Annotated in this window: 15 protein-coding genes; 5 read left to right on the top strand and 10 right to left on the bottom strand. The window is 74.0% G+C overall.

Annotated elements, in window-relative coordinates; translation table 11 throughout:
- Positions 1-47 precede the first annotated feature (47 nt).
- Genes ACFWZH_RS24515 through ACFWZH_RS24525 form a run of 3 tightly spaced genes read right to left on the bottom strand, consistent with a single transcriptional unit; the run spans position 48 to position 3,117 of the window.
- The gene (locus ACFWZH_RS24515) at positions 48-1,031 is read right to left on the bottom strand and encodes an acyl-CoA dehydrogenase family protein (protein ID WP_384435015.1); all 984 of its coding nucleotides are present in this window, start codon (positions 1,029-1,031) and stop codon (positions 48-50) included.
- Positions 1,031-2,233, bottom strand: coding sequence for an acyl-CoA dehydrogenase family protein (locus ACFWZH_RS24520; protein WP_384435018.1), 1,203 nt, complete (start codon positions 2,231-2,233; stop codon positions 1,031-1,033). Before ACFWZH_RS24520 ends, ACFWZH_RS24515 begins: the two co-directional genes overlap by 1 nt.
- The gene (locus tag ACFWZH_RS24525) at positions 2,233-3,117 is read right to left on the bottom strand and encodes an enoyl-CoA hydratase (RefSeq protein ID WP_384435021.1); all 885 of its coding nucleotides are present in this window, start codon (positions 3,115-3,117) and stop codon (positions 2,233-2,235) included. Before ACFWZH_RS24525 ends, ACFWZH_RS24520 begins: the two co-directional genes overlap by 1 nt.
- 79 nt (positions 3,118-3,196) lie before the next feature.
- On the opposite strand from ACFWZH_RS24525, the gene ACFWZH_RS24530 reads away from it, so the two are divergent.
- The 3 genes from ACFWZH_RS24530 to ACFWZH_RS24540 are packed head-to-tail and all read left to right on the top strand — an operon-like array spanning position 3,197 to position 5,750.
- On the top strand, positions 3,197-3,979 hold the full coding sequence (locus ACFWZH_RS24530; protein ID WP_384435024.1) for an SDR family oxidoreductase: 783 nt from the start codon (positions 3,197-3,199) through the stop codon (positions 3,977-3,979).
- Entirely contained in the window at positions 3,972-4,556 is a 585-nt protein-coding gene (locus ACFWZH_RS24535) for a TetR/AcrR family transcriptional regulator (protein WP_384435027.1), read from the top strand. The genes ACFWZH_RS24530 and ACFWZH_RS24535 overlap by 8 nt, the downstream gene beginning before the upstream one ends.
- A gap of 36 nt (positions 4,557-4,592) precedes the next feature.
- A complete protein-coding gene (locus ACFWZH_RS24540; RefSeq protein WP_384435030.1) occupies positions 4,593-5,750 on the top strand; it encodes an acetyl-CoA C-acetyltransferase in 1,158 nt (385 codons plus the stop codon).
- A 21-nt stretch (positions 5,751-5,771) separates the two neighbouring features.
- Here the strand turns inward: ACFWZH_RS24540 and ACFWZH_RS24545 are convergent, their stop codons facing one another.
- From ACFWZH_RS24545 to ACFWZH_RS24560, 4 genes are read right to left on the bottom strand one after another with little or no spacing between them, the layout of a single operon-like run.
- Positions 5,772-6,815 (bottom strand): NAD(P)H-dependent flavin oxidoreductase, encoded by a 1,044-nt coding sequence (locus ACFWZH_RS24545; protein WP_384435217.1) that lies wholly within the window; start codon positions 6,813-6,815, stop codon positions 5,772-5,774.
- An 11-nt stretch (positions 6,816-6,826) separates the two neighbouring features.
- Positions 6,827-7,573 (bottom strand): CoA-transferase subunit beta, encoded by a 747-nt coding sequence (locus tag ACFWZH_RS24550; RefSeq protein ID WP_384435033.1) that lies wholly within the window; start codon positions 7,571-7,573, stop codon positions 6,827-6,829.
- Complete coding sequence (locus tag ACFWZH_RS24555) at positions 7,570-8,409, bottom strand: CoA transferase subunit A (RefSeq protein WP_384435036.1); 840 nt, start codon at positions 8,407-8,409, stop codon at positions 7,570-7,572. The genes ACFWZH_RS24550 and ACFWZH_RS24555 overlap by 4 nt, the downstream gene beginning before the upstream one ends.
- The gene (locus ACFWZH_RS24560; RefSeq protein WP_384435039.1) at positions 8,406-9,179 is read right to left on the bottom strand and encodes an enoyl-CoA hydratase family protein; all 774 of its coding nucleotides are present in this window, start codon (positions 9,177-9,179) and stop codon (positions 8,406-8,408) included. The genes ACFWZH_RS24555 and ACFWZH_RS24560 overlap by 4 nt, the downstream gene beginning before the upstream one ends.
- A gap of 82 nt (positions 9,180-9,261) precedes the next feature.
- Between ACFWZH_RS24560 and ACFWZH_RS24565 the strand changes: the two genes are divergently transcribed.
- Together ACFWZH_RS24565 and ACFWZH_RS24570 are read left to right on the top strand one after the other, a co-directional pair.
- The gene (locus tag ACFWZH_RS24565; RefSeq protein ID WP_384435041.1) at positions 9,262-10,071 is read left to right on the top strand and encodes an SDR family oxidoreductase; all 810 of its coding nucleotides are present in this window, start codon (positions 9,262-9,264) and stop codon (positions 10,069-10,071) included.
- Between the two features lies 1 nt (position 10,072).
- The gene (locus ACFWZH_RS24570) at positions 10,073-10,984 is read left to right on the top strand and encodes an SDR family oxidoreductase (protein WP_384435044.1); all 912 of its coding nucleotides are present in this window, start codon (positions 10,073-10,075) and stop codon (positions 10,982-10,984) included.
- Between the two features lie 105 nt (positions 10,985-11,089).
- Here ACFWZH_RS24570 and ACFWZH_RS24575 read toward each other — a convergent pair whose 3' ends face one another.
- The 3 genes from ACFWZH_RS24575 to ACFWZH_RS24585 all read right to left on the bottom strand — a co-directional run bounded on the left by ACFWZH_RS24575 (position 11,090) and on the right by ACFWZH_RS24585 (position 13,925).
- Positions 11,090-11,881, bottom strand: a complete 792-nt coding sequence (locus ACFWZH_RS24575) for a uracil-DNA glycosylase (protein ID WP_384435046.1) — start codon at positions 11,879-11,881, stop codon at positions 11,090-11,092.
- An 84-nt stretch (positions 11,882-11,965) separates the two neighbouring features.
- Positions 11,966-12,589 carry a DinB family protein gene (locus tag ACFWZH_RS24580; protein ID WP_384435049.1) on the bottom strand — a complete coding sequence of 208 codons (624 nt, stop codon included), beginning with the start codon at positions 12,587-12,589 and terminating at the stop codon, positions 11,966-11,968.
- A gap of 88 nt (positions 12,590-12,677) precedes the next feature.
- Positions 12,678-13,925, bottom strand: coding sequence for an MDR family MFS transporter (locus tag ACFWZH_RS24585; protein WP_384435051.1), 1,248 nt, complete (start codon positions 13,923-13,925; stop codon positions 12,678-12,680).
- Between the last annotated feature and the right edge of the window lie 6 nt (positions 13,926-13,931).

The following is a 13,931-nucleotide window of genomic DNA, read 5'->3' on the forward strand; positions in this document are numbered from 1 at the left end:
CGGCGACCGTCAAGGGGCGGTGACTCCGCGTCAGGTATGACCTGAACTCAGGCATCTGCGAGGACCAGCGCCCGGCATTCCGACGGGGTCCCCCAGGCGTCCCGCAGGGGGCGGGCCTTGCGGATCCACAGGGAGAGGTCCAGCTCCTCGGTGTACCCCAGGGCGCCGTGCAGCTGGAGCGCGGTACGGGCCGCGGCGTATCCGGCCTCGCCCGCGGCGACCTTCGCCGCCGCCACCTCCCGGCGGGCCGACGGCGCGTCCGTCGCCACCGCCAGCGCCGCCGCGTGCACCAGCGGCTGCGCGAACTCCAGCCCGACGAGGGTGTCCGCCAGCCGGTGCTTGACCGCCTGGAACGAGCCGATGGGCACCCCGAACTGGGTGCGCTGCTTGACGTAGGCGACCGTCTCGGCCAGCAGGGCGCGGCCCAGGCCCAGCGACTGCGCGGCGGTCAGCAGCCGTGCTACGTCGACGGCGTGCGCGGCGGCCGCACCCGCCGCCGGACCGCCGGCCAGGACGCTGCCGCCGCGCGGGCGGGCCGGCCGCCGGGCCGGATCGAGACAGGGCTGTACGGGGCCGTGCGTAGCGGCGCGGCGGACCGTGTCGCCCTGGACGGCGAGGACGGTGTCGGCGGCCGCCGCGTCCAGGGCGTACGGCGTGCCGGCGCACAGGCTGACCACGGCGTCGCCGGAGGCGATCCGCGGCAGCCATTCGCCGGCCCCGGCGTCCTCGCCGAGCCGGTCCCACAGCACCGCCGCCGCCACCGTCTCCACCAGCGGACCGGGCACCGCGTGACGCCCCAACTCCTGGAAGGCGAGGGCCAGTTCGACCGGCAGCCACCCCATCCCGCCCTGTTTGTGAGGCACGGCGAGCCCGAACACCCCCGCCGCCGCGATCCGCGCCCACAGCGCCCGGCCGGGCGCGGTGTCCCCGCGGGCCCAGGCCCGTGCCACCGCCGCGGTGCCGGACGCCGCCAGCATGCCGTCCAGCGTGCGGGCGAACTCCCGCTGCTCGTCGGTGGGCAGGAAGCGCATCACCGGCGTCCCTTCGGCAGGCCGAGCAACCGCTCGGCGATGATGTCGCGCTGGATCTCATTGGTGCCGGCGTAGATCGGCCCGGCGAGCGAGAAGGTGTAGCCCTCGGCCCACCGTCCGTGCGCGGGCGCCTCGTCGGCGTCGTCGGCGAGCGCGCCGTACGGGCCGAGCAGATCCAGCGCCGTCTCGTGCAGCGCGAGGTCCAGTTCGGACCAGAAGACCTTGGTCAGGCTCGACGCGGCGCCGAGGTCCGCCCCGCCCGGCCGTCTCCGCGCGGGGGCGTCCCCGTCAGCGGCCGTGAGCCGGGAGGCCTGGGCGTAGGTGTGAAGCTGGTACGCACGGGCGCCGATCAGCGCGTCGGCCACCCGGTCGCCGAGGGGACCGGCGGCCTCGGGGGACTGGCGCCACAGCGCGGCCAGTCGTTCGGCGGCCGCCGTGAAGCGGCCCGGACTGCGCAGCGTCAGCCCGCGCTCGTTGCCCGCGGTGCTCATCGCCACCCGCCAGCCCTGCCCCGGCTCGCCGATCACCTCCGCGTCGGGCACGAACACCCCGTCCAGGGAGAGTTCGGCGAAGGCGGGTCTGCCGTCGAGGCGGCCGATGGGGCGCACCGTCACTCCGGGCGCGTCCAGCGGGAACATCAGATACGTCAGGCCCTGGTGCGGCCGGGCGGTGTCCGGGTCGCTGCGGAACAGGCCGAAGGCGCGGTCGGCGAAGGCGGCCCGCGACGACCAGGTCTTCAGACCGTTCAGCAGCCAGCCGCCGTCGGTCCGTACGGCCGTCGAGCGCAGCGATGCCAGGTCCGAGCCCGACTCCGGTTCCGACCAGGCCTGGGCCCAGATCACCTCGCCGCTCGCCATGGGGCCCAGGACCCGGGCGCGCTGCTCCTCGGTGCCGTGCTCGAAGAGGGTGGGGGCCAGGAGGTTGATGCCGTTCTGGCTGACCCGGCCGGGCGCGCCCGCGGCGTAGTACTCCTCCTCGAAGATCAGCCACTGCAGGACCGAGGCGCCCCGACCGCCGTGCTCCTCGGGCCAGGAGACCGCCGACCAGCGGTCCGCGAAGAGCCGGCGCTCCCACTCCCGGTGGGCGGCGAAGCCCCGCGCGGTCTCCAGCGACGGCAGCGGGGCGGCGGGTACGTGCTCGGCGAGCCAGGCCCGGGCCTCGGCCCGGAAGGCGTCTTCCGCGGGGGTGAAGGCGAGGTCCATCAGGCCCCGCCCTCCGGGGAGGACGGCTGCCGCCGCGCGGCGTGCCGCCGCATCGCGTGGACGTCCATGCCGCCCAGCGGGTCCGCGGCCGTCTCGGCATTGTGGGCGTGCGCGAGATGGTGCAGGCCGAACACCGAGTCCAGGCCGCCGTGCAGCCCCTGGAGGTCCTCGGCCTGGTTGACGGCGCGCTTGGTCAGCGCCAGGCCCAGCCGGGGCATCTCCGCGATGCGCAGCGCCAGTTCCTGTGTACGGTCGGCCAGTTCGGCGCGCGGCACCACACGGTTGACCATGCCCACCTCGTACGCCCGCTGAGCGCTCATCCGGTCCCCGGTGTACAGGAACTCCTTGGCGATCCGCGGCGGCATCACCCACGGGTGGGCGAAGTACTCGACGCCGGGTATCCCCATCCGTACGACCGGGTCGGCGAAGAAGGCGTCATCGGCGGCGACGATCAGGTCGCAGACCCAGGCGAGCATCAATCCGCCCGCCACACAGGCTCCTTGGACCGCGGCGAGTACCGGCTTGGGCAGCTCCCGCCAGCGGCGGCACATGCCGAGATAGACCTCCGACTCACGGGCGAACCGGCTCTCCGCGCCCGCCTTGTCCGAGTGGTCCCACCACAGTCCGGCCGTGCGGTCGAAGGGAAGGTGCGCATCGCGCCGGGGGGTGCCGATGTCATGGCCCGCGGAGAAGTGCCGCCCCTCGCCGGCGAGGACGACGACCTTGACCTCGTCGTCGTCCGCGGCGCGGTAGAAGGCGCGGTCCAGGGCGTAGGTCATCGCGGAGTTCTGGGCGTTGCGGTAGTCCGGGCGGTTCATGGTGACGGTCGCGACCGGGCCCTGGCGTGCGTAGCGCACGGGCTCGTCGTCGTGGGCAGCGGGCATCCGCCCCTCCTTCCCTAACAAGTGTTTGGTAGGTTAACGTACGGCCAGGAGCAGCGTCGAGGCCCGAGGAGGCTCGCGTATGACACCGCCCCCCTATGTGCCCGGCCATGATCTGCTCGCCGGCCGCAGCGCCGTCATCACCGCGGCCGCCGGGGCCGGTATCGGCGGCGCCACCGCCCGGCGCTTCCTGGAGGAGGGCGCCCGGATCGTCGTCGGCGACAGCCACACACGGCGGCTGACGGAGAGCGCCGAGGCACTCGCCGCGGAGTTCGGCGCGGACAAGGTCGCGGCCCTGCCCTGCGACGTCACCGACGAAGCGCAGGTGGGCGCCCTGCTGGAGCTGGCCGAACAGCGCCACGGCCGGCTCGACATCGTGGTCAACAACGCCGGACTCGGCGGCACCGCCGACCTCGTCGAGATGACCGACGCACAGTGGAGCACGGTCCTCGACGTGACCTTGAACGGCACCTTCCGCTGCACCCGGGCCGCGCTGCGACGGATGCGGCGCGCCGGCCGCGGCGGCGTGATCGTCAACAACGCCTCCGTCGTCGGCTGGCGCGCCCAGCGCGGCCAGGCCCACTACGCCGCCGCCAAGGCCGGGGTGATGGCGCTGACCCGCTGCGCCGCCGTGGAGGCCGCCGCGTACGGCGTACGGGTCAACGCGGTCTCGCCCAGCCTCGCGATGCACCCGCACCTGGCGAAGGTGACCACGCCCGAGCTGCTCGCCGAACTCACCGAGCGGGAGGCCTTCGGACGCCACGCCGAACCCTGGGAGGTCGCCAACGTCATCGTCTTCCTGGCCGGCGACTACGCCTCGTACATGACCGGCGAAACCGTGTCCGTCAGCTCCCAGCATGCCTGAGGAGCGCCGCCGCGAACTCCTCGCCGCCGCCGCGGAGGTGTTCGCCGTCCAGGGCTACGACGCGACCACGGTCCGGCAGATCGCGGACGCCGTCGGGATGCTCGCGGGCAGCCTCTACTACCACTTCGATTCCAAGGAATCGATGCTGGACGAGATCCTGTCCACGTTCCTGGAGGAGCTGTGGGACGGCTACGACGCGGTGCTCGCCGCGTCGCTCGGGCCGCGGGAGACGATCGAGGCGCTGGTCACCGAATCCTTCCGGGAGATCGACCGGCACCGCGCGGCCGTCGCGATCTACCAGAAGGAGGCCAGGCACCTCGCCGCCCACCAGCCCCGCTTCGACTACCTCGCCGACTCCCAGCGGAAATTCGAAAGGGCCTGGCTGGGCACGCTGGAGCGGGGAGTGGCCGCCGAGGTCTTCCGCGCCGACCTCGACATCCGGCTGACGTACCGGTTCGTCCGCGACACCGTCTGGGTGGCCGCCTCCTGGTACCGGCCGGGCGCACGGCACCGCCCCGAGGAGATCGCCCGGCAGTACCTGTCGATGGTGCTGGACGGCATCGCCTTGCGGAACTGACCGGCCGATCCGCAGAATCTGACCAAGGAGACCACCATGTCCGAGGCCTACATCGTCGAGGCGGTCCGCACCCCCGTCGGCAAGAAGGGCGGCGGTCTGTCCGGCGTCCACCCCGCCGACCTCGGCGCCCATGTGCTGACCGCGCTGATGGCGCGCACCGGCGTCGATCCGGCCGCCGTCGAGGACGTCGTCTTCGGCTGCCTGGACGCCGTGGGGCCGCAGGCCGGGGACATCGCCCGCACCTGCTGGCTGGCCGCCGGGCTGCCCGAGGAGGTGCCCGGCGTCACCGTCGACCGCCAGTGCGGCTCCTCCCAGCAGGCCGTGCACTTCGCCGCCCAGGGGGTGCTCTCCGGCACCCAGGACCTGGTCGTCGCGGGCGGTGTGCAGAACATGTCGCAGATCCCGATCGCCTTCGCCAGCCGGCAGGCCGCCGAACCGCTGGGACTCACCGAGGGCCCGTTCGCCGGTTCCGCGGGCTGGCGGGCCCGCTACGGCGAGCAGCCCGTCAACCAGTTCCACGGCGCCGAACTGATCGCCACGAGGTGGCACCTCACCCGCACGGACATGGAGGAGTTCGCGCTGCGCTCCCATCGGCGGGCCCTGCGCGCCATCGACGAGGGCCGCTTCGACCGTGAGATCGTCCCGTTCGGGGACGTCACCGTCGACGAGGGGCCGCGCCGTACCACCTCGCTGGAGAAGATGGCCGAGCTGGCGCCCGTCGTCGAGGGCGGCCGGCTGACCGCCGCGGTCTCCTCGCAGGTCTCCGACGGCGCGGCCGCCATGCTCCTGGCCTCCGAGCGCGCCGTGGCCGAGCACGGTCTGACCCCGCGGGCCCGCATCCACCATCTGTCGGTACGGGGCGAGGACCCCATCCGGATGCTGACCGCACCCATCCCCGCGACGGCGTACGCGCTGAAGAAGGCGGGCATGACGATCGGCGACCTCGACCTGGTCGAGATCAACGAGGCGTTCGCGCCCGTGGTGCTGGCCTGGCTCAAGGAGACCGGCGCCGACCCCGAGCGGGTCAACGTCAACGGCGGCGCCATCGCCCTGGGCCACCCGCTGGGCGCGACCGGCGTACGGCTGATGACGACGCTGCTGCACGAACTGGAGCGCACCGGCGGCCGGTTCGGGCTGCAGACCATGTGCGAGGGGGGCGGCCAGGCCAACGTCACCATCATCGAGCGGCTGTGACCGGCCGCGCCGGCGGGTGACTCAGCGCGGCAGGGCGGCGAGCGTGCCGTGCGCCTCGGTCATGATCCGGTCGACGAGTTCCGCGCAGGACGGCAGATCCTCGATCAGACCGGCGACCTGGCCCGCGGCCATCACCCCGAGGTCGGTACGGCCCTCCACCATCGACGCCCGCAGCAGCATCGGGGTGTTGGCCGCGAGCAGGACCTGGCTCCAGGACAGCTCCCTGCCGTGCTTCATCGCCAGACCGTCCCGGACCATCCGGGCCCAGCTCAGCCCGGACAGCTTCCGGAACGACGCGGCCTGGCGCACCGCCCTCACCAGTGCCGCGGTGCGCCCGGACCGCTCCAGGGCCGCGACCAGATCGCTGCGCAGCATCCGGTGCGGCAACCCGTCGACCTTCGTGGTGACGGTGACGTCCGAAACCGAAGCCTGCAGATAGCGGGCCTGTACCGCCGGCGGCACCGTGCTGTCGGACGTCAGCAGGAAGCGGGTACCCATGGCGATTCCGGCCGCGCCGTAGGCGAGCGCCGCGACCAGGCCCCGGCCGTCGAAGAAGCCGCCCGCGGCGATCACCGGGATCCCGACCGCGTCCACGACCTGGGGCAGCAGCACGCTCGTGGCGACGCTCCCGGTGTGGCCGCCGCCCTCACCGCCCTGTACGACGACCGCGTCCGCGCCCCAGGCGGCGACCTTCTCGGCGTGCCGGCGGGCCCCGACGGACGGGATGACGATCACTCCCGCCTCCTTGAGCCGGGCGATCAGCTCACGGGACGGGGCCAGGGCGAAGGAGGCGACCCGTACGCCCTCCTCCACGATGACCTCGACGCGCGCGCCCGCGTCGCCCGCGTCGGCCCGCAGGTTGACACCGAAGGGCTTATCCGTACGTGACCTGACCTCGCGGACCGCCGAACGCAGCTGGTCGACGGTCATGGTGGCCGAGGCGAGGATGCCCAGGGCACCGGCGTCGGCGGCGGCCGAGACCAGCCGGGGTCCCGCCACCCACCCCATGCCGGTCTGGACGAGCGGGTGCCGCACCCCGACGAGCTCGGTCAGCGCGGTGGCGATCCGGGGGGTCGTCATGGCGTCGGCACCTCGCGTTCGCGCAGCCCCTCGGGGTCGATGACCTCGCGGATCAGAAGCAGCTCCGCCTCGGAGGGCTCCCGGGTGCGGGGCACCTCGTCGGGCAGTACGAGCGGGAATCCGGTGGCCTGTCGGACCTCCTCGACGGTGACACCGGGGTGGACCGAGGCGAGCCGCATCGCGTGGTCCGGCGTCGCGAAGTCGAAGACCCCCAGGTTGGAGACCACCCGGGGGAGGTGGTGGTAGCGGGTCGCGGACGGCCCGGCGGCGGCCGCGCTGTCGTAGCCCACCCCGCTGATCATGTCGACCTTCTCGACGAAGACCCGTGTGGAGTGCCGGGGCACCCAGTAACTGACCGGATTGTTGAGGGTGTTGACGGGCGCCCCGCGGACGCCCAGCAGTTGGCGGACCGGCCGCCGCCAGTCGCCGATGCAGGAGATGTTCTGGTTGCCGAAGCGGTCCAGCTGACTGGCGCCCATCATGACGTGCCGCCTGCCGCCGGTGACCATGGCCAGGTGCTGGCGGTAGGGGAGCCAGCCCTCGGTCTCCCCGTCGAGGCCCACCAGCCTCGCCTCGCCGTCGGTGAGCAGCAGGTCGGGCGAGAAGGTGTGCTTGGCGAGCCGGGCTCCGACGGACGGGATCAGTCCCATCGGGCTGGCCAGCACCTCACCGTTGCCGCGCCAGGCGTCGGCACAGGCGATCACGCAGTACTCGGCGCGGGTCGTCGTGGAGATCGTGCTCACCGCTGCTCCTCGTGCCAGGTTCGGACCGCGGACTGGTAGCCCTGCTCGTCCCCGTGCAGGAACCGCTCGGCGAACTGCGGCCAGGGCGTGGTCGCGTAGAGCTTCTGGAAGGGCTCGTCGCGGCCGTAGTCGGGGGCGCAGGAGGTGAAGTGGGCGCCGTGGGGGGTCTCGACGACTCCGGTGACCGAGTACCGCTTGACGAGCAGGGTCTGCGGGACGGCCGCCGCGAAGCCGTCCACCAGCCGCTCGCACGCGACGTAGGCGCGGTCCGCGGCCTCGCAGAACAGGTCGTCGAAGTACGGATCGGGGCCCAGGTACTGGCCGTTGCCCATCCGGTCGGCGCGGTTGAGGTGGACCAGCGCCGCATCCAGCCGCAGCGCGGGCATGGCCACGAACGTCTCCGCGTCGTCGTAGGGCGAAGTGACCGTCCGCAGGCCCGGGTTGACGCGCATCACGTCCGAGCCGATACCGGCCCGTACGGGCAGGAACGGCAGCCGGTTGGCGGCGGCCCGCAGCCCCCACATGAACATCGCCTCGTCGACCTCCGTCAGCTCGAACTCCCCGCGCTGACGGGCCGCGCGGAAGTGCGGTTCGAGCGGGATGGAGTCCAGGGTGGCGAACGGGGCGATCAGCTTGCGGATCCGGCCTGCGGCGGCGAGCAGGCCGACGTCGGGCCCGCCGTACGCGACGACGGTCAGATCGGTGACCGGGGACCGGAGCAGCGCCCGTACCAGCGCCATCGGTTTGCGGCGCGAACCCCAGCCGCCGATGCCGACGGTCATACCGCTGCGCAGGTGGGAGACCGCCTCGTCGGGCGTCATGGTCTTGTCGGTCATGGCTTCCCGGCCCCCTGCCCGGTCTCGGTGCCGAAGGTGTCGCGGATCCGGTCGGCGACTCCGCCGAGGTTCGCCTCGAAGGTGAACCCCTGCTCGAAGCGGTAGCTGCGGCGCACGTCGACGGGGTCGATGCCGTTGATGGCGGCCTTGGCGAGCCGGAGCAGACCGCCGTCCTTGCGCGCGATCTCGCACGCCAACTCCACCGCCGTGTCCCGGAGTCGGGCGCCCGGGACGACCTGCCAGACGGAGCCGTGCGCCCGCAGCTCGGCGGCGGTGACGGTGCGCGAGGTGTAGTAGAGCGTACGCATCAGGTGCTGGGGGACCAGCCGGGCCAGATGCGTGGCCGCGCCGAGCGCCCCGCGGTCCAGCTCCGGCAGGCCGAAGGACGCGTCGTCGCTCGCCACGATCGCGTCGGCGTTCCCGGCGAGACCGATGCCGCCGCCGAGGCAGAACCCGTGCACCGCCGCGACGACCGGCACCTCGCACTCGTAGACCGCCGAGAACGCCTCGGCGCAGCCGCGGTTGGCGCCGATCAGCGCACCGTGGCCGCCCTCTGCGGTGTCCCGCTGCAGTTCCTTGATGTCGACGCCCGCGTTGAACCCGCGCCCCTCGGCGGCGAGCACCACGCAGTGGATGCCGGGGTCCCGGCCGGCGGCGCGCACGGCGTCGGCGAGCTCGTACCAGCCGTGCACGGGGAGGGCGTTGACCGGTGGGAAGTCCACGGTGACGACCGCGACGCCCGGTTCGGGCCTGGAGGTGGAGACACCCATGAGCGGATCAGCTACCTTTCCACCAAGCGTTTGTTAGGTAGCGAAGTTAGCAGCGGATCGCGCGCTGCGGGAGGGGTGCCGGTTGAGCCTGACTCTCGATCTGGCCGGGCAGGTCGCCGTCGTCACCGGCGGTACCCGGGGCGTCGGCGCCGGGATCGCCCGGTCGTTCCTCACCGCCGGTGCCGATGTCGTGGTCTGTGCCCGGCGCCCCCCGGACAGCCCCGTCACCGCGGCCGGCCGCACCGCCCGCTTCCGCCCGCTCGACCTGCGCGATCCGCCCTCGGTACGGGAGTTCTTCACCCGGGTCGCGGCGGCGCACGGCCGCCTCGACTGCCTGGTCAACAACGCCGGCGGCACGCCCTACCGCCTCCTCGGCGCGGCCGGCCCGGAACGGCACGCACGCGTCCTGGAACTCAACCTCACCGCCCCGATGACCGCCTCCCTCGCCGCCTACGAGGTCATGCGCGACCAGCCGGCCGGCGGCTCGATCATCATGATCGGCAGCGTCAGCGGCACCCGCCCCTCGCCCGGCACCGCCGCCTACGGCGCGGCCAAGGCGGGTCTGGACAGCCTCGCCCGCACCATGGCCGTCGAATGGGCCCCACAGGTCCGGGTCAACACCCTCGTCCCGGGCATGGTCCGCACCGAACTGACCGCCCTGCACTACGGCGACGAGGCGGGCGTCGCCGCCGTCGGCGCCACCGTACCGCTCGGCCGGCTCGCCGAACCCGCCGAGATCGGCGACGCCGCGGTCTTCCTCGCCTCCGACCGGGCGGCGTACCTCACCGGCGCGAGCCTGCTCGTCCACGGCGGTGGGGAGCGCCCCGCCTTCCTCGACGCCGCCACCGTCAACCGCCCCGCCACACCACCCCCGCCCACCGAGGAGAGCTGAGATGACCGGTATCTGCGCCGGCCGCGCCGTCGCTGTCACGGGAGCCGGCCGCGGCCTCGGCCGCGCCCACGCACGCGCCCTCGCCGCCGAAGGGGCCGCCGTCGTCGTCAACGACCTGGGGGTGACCGCGGACGGCGCCGGAGCTTCGCCGGGCCCGGCCCAGCAGGTCGTCGAGGAGATCCGGGACCGCGGCGGCCGGGCCGTCGCGCACACCGGCGACATCACCACCGCCGACGGCGCCGGCTCGCTCGTCGCCGCCGCCCTGGACTCCTTCGGCCGCCTCGACGCCCTCGTCAACAACGCCGGGTTCCTGCGCGACCGGATGCTGGTCAACCTCGACGAGGACGACTGGGACGCCGTCGTCCGCGTCCACCTCAAGGGCCACTTCCTGCCGCTGCGGCACGCCGCCTCCCACTGGCGGGCCGAGGCCAGGGCCGGCCGCACGCCCAACGCCCGGGTGATCAACACCAGTTCGGGCGCCGGACTGCTCGGCAGCGTCGGCCAGGTCAACTACTCCGCCGCCAAGGCGGGCATCCTCGGCCTCACCCTCGTCGCCGCCGCCGAGCTGGGCCGCTACGGCGTACAGGTCAACGCCATCGCCCCCGCCGCCCGCACCCGTATGACCGAGCAGACCTTCGCCGGGACGATGGCGGCGCCGGCCGAGGGGGAGTTCGACGCGATGGCCCCCGGCAACGTCTCCCCGCTGGTGGTCTGGCTGGCCTCCGCCGCCAGCGACGGCGTCACCGGCCGCGTCTTCGAGGCCGAAGCGGGCCGGATCACCGTCATGGAGGGCTGGCGCCGCGGCCCCACCATCGACAAGGGCGGCCGCTGGACCCCGGCGGAGGCGGGCGAGCACGCCCGCGAGCTGCTGGCGGCGGCCCCGGAACCGCACCCGGTGTACGGGGCGCGGTGACGCGGGCCCCGGAGCGGCGCGTCCGGTGGCCCACCCGCTTGCGGCGCACGGGCCCGGCTGCCCACGACGCTCCGGACCCGCGCGCAAGGCGCGGCGGGCGCCGCCTCACCGCCGTTCGCCACGCAGCCCCGCGAGAGCCGCTGCCCGGGTGAGCACGTCGACGAGCATGTCCGAGGTGAGCCGGCCGGTGAACACGTTGCGCCGGCTGGGGTGGTAGCTCCCCAGGACGTGCAGCGGCTGTCGCCGTCCGGTGGCGGGCAGGGTCAGTGCCACGCCGTGGCCGAAGGCGGGCCGGGGCCGGGGCAGCGCCCACCCCGCGTCGCCGAGCACCGGCAGCAGCGCCTGCCAGCCGAAGGCACCCAGTACGACGACCGCGCGGAGGCCGGGGGCGAGCAGCTCGAACTCCGCCGTCAGCCAGGGCCGGCAGGTCTGCCGCTCGGCCGGCGTCGGCTTGTTCGCCGGCGGGGCGCAGTGCACCGGAGCGGTGACCCGCACCCCGTACAGCTCCAGCCCGTCGTCCCGATGCGTCGCGGTGGGCCGGGAGGCGAGACCCACCTCGTGCAGCGCGGCGAACAGGAAGTCGCCCGACGCGTCCCCGGTGAACATCCGGCCGGTCCGGTTGCCGCCGTGCGCGGCGGGTGCCAGCCCGACGACGGCCAGCGCCGCGTCCGCGGGACCGAACCCCGGGACCGGCCGCGCCCAGTACTCCTGGTCCCGGAACGCCGCCCGCGGGTGCGCCCCGGCCTCTTCCCGCCAGCGCACCAGCCGGGGGCAGGCCCGGCAGCGCACCAGATGCGCCTCCAGCTCCGCCGGCCCACCGCAGCGCGCCGCGTAGTAGGCCGGGTAGCCGGCCTCGCCGCTGTCCGGCGGCGACTGCGCCGCCCCCGTCTCCTCCATGCCCACAAGGTAGGCCACCGGATGACGGGGGCCGCTGGACGACGAGGGCGGTCTGCCGCCGGTGTCGGCGCCGGTGGCCCCGGCCTACCCCTGACGACTGCGGTAGAGGTCGCGGAGCAGGGCGATCTCGGCTCCGTGGTGCAGCAACTCCTGGTTGACCCACCAGACGATGTCGAGGAAGGGCTCCTCAGGGTCGCTGCCGTGCGGGAAGGTGCACAGGCCCACCGTGTCGAGCCCGGCGTCGTCGACGCCGGCCAGCGTGTCGCGCCAGGCCGTCGCGCCGGCGTCGAAGGCGGCGACCGCCCCGGCGGCGTCCCCGCTGCTGACGTAGTCGGCACGGGTCAGGCGGCGGCTGCCGGCGGTGTGGTCCGCGCGGAGGGTGAGCATCTCGGCGAGGTGGCTCAGACGCCAGGCGAGGGTGGTGAGCGGCGCCGGCGAGGGGTGCGGGAACGGTGCGGCGTCGCGCCCCCACTCACCCGCCCCGTCCAGGTGCGTCGCCCTCGGCCCCGGACCGTCCCCGTGCCTGCGGACAGACCAGCAACCGGGCACCGGCTCCCACAGGTGCTCCTCGTCGGTCAGCGGATCGACCGGCACGTCCGTGCCGTTGCCGCTGTCCATGTGCGGCCCCGTCAGCCGGTCCCGCAGGCGCCGGTGCGCGAAGTCGAACTGCTCCAGCAGCGGGATCAAGCGGGGTGGTGGTGTCGCCATGCGACGCTCCTGCGATCGGAGGGACGGGCCGGGAGGCGAGCGCGTTCGCCCGGCCCGCACCCTGCCACGGCGCAGGCGCCGCCGCCGCTCATTTTCCGGCGGCGGCCTCGGCGCGGCGGCGCAGCGACGGCGCCAGCGCCAGTTGGCCCGCGGCCGCGGCCAGGCACAGGGCGGTGCAGGTCAGCCAGAGGGTGGTGGAGCCGATGACCAGGAGTCGGGTGCCGACGATCGGCGCGATCAGGAATCCGGTGCCCCAGGCCATGCCGATCAGGCCGTTGTACCGGCCGCGGAGGTGGGCGGGCGCGAGGTCGGCGACGACGGTCGCGGTGACGGCGAAGACCAGGATCTCGCCGAGCGTGGAGACCGCGACGGCCAGCGCGTAGCCGGCGGTCGTCGAGGCCGCGGCCGCGACCGCGTTGCCGCAGGCCGCGATCGTGAAGCCGGTGGCCAGCACCCGGCTCTTGTCGTAGGCCGCCAGCCGGTGGCCGATCAGCGGCTGCACCGCGATGACGACGATGCCGTTGATGCCCATGACGAGGCCGTAGGCGCTGCTGGTCAACGCGGTGCCGGTCATCGCCAGCGGCAGGGTGGCGAAGGCCTGTTGGAAGACGATCGCATAGCCGACGACGAGGCCGGCGAAGGCCAGCATCGCGCGGTCGCGCAGGACGGTGCGGTAGCTGCCGGCGCTGCGTTCCCGGGCGGCCGGGCGGGTTTCGGGAATGGCGAGCCAGACCAGCAGGCCGAAGAACGCGCAGGCCCCCGCGTCGAGCCAGAAGAGCAGTCGGCCGCCGTGCGAGGCGAGGTAGCCGCCGAGCACCATGGCGACCGAGAAACCGAGGTTGACGGCCCACAGCAGCAGGCCGTAGGCGCGGGTGCGGTCGGCGGCCGGCACCGCGTCGGCGACCAGGGCCTGGGCCGCGGGGCGGAACAGATCGATCGTGACGCCGAGGACGAAGCAGCAGACCACCAGCACCGTGAGGTCGCGGGCGTAGCCGAGCGTGAGCAGGGTCGCGCCGTTGGCCAGCATGCCGCCGGTCAGCGCCACCCGGCGGCCGAAGCGGTCCGCGAGGAATCCGCCGAGCGGCTGGGAGACGACCGAGCCGATGCCGACGACGGCGAGGACGATGCCGGTGTCGGCGACGGACAGGCCTCTGACCCCGGTCAGATACAGGCTCAGGAACGGATTGACCATCGAGCCCAGGCGGTTGACCAGGGAGCCGCCCCACAGCACCCAGAACGCGGCGGGCAGCCCGCCCGCCCGCACCCGTACGTATGCGCGCAGCCGCCCTGGGCGGGGCTCGCCGATCGCCGGGCCGGACGCGTCGATTCTGCTCATGGTCCC

Origin of the sequence: Streptomyces sp. NPDC059008, from assembly GCF_042749045.1 — a bacterium.
Taxonomy (GTDB): Bacteria; Actinomycetota; Actinomycetes; order Streptomycetales; family Streptomycetaceae; genus Streptomyces.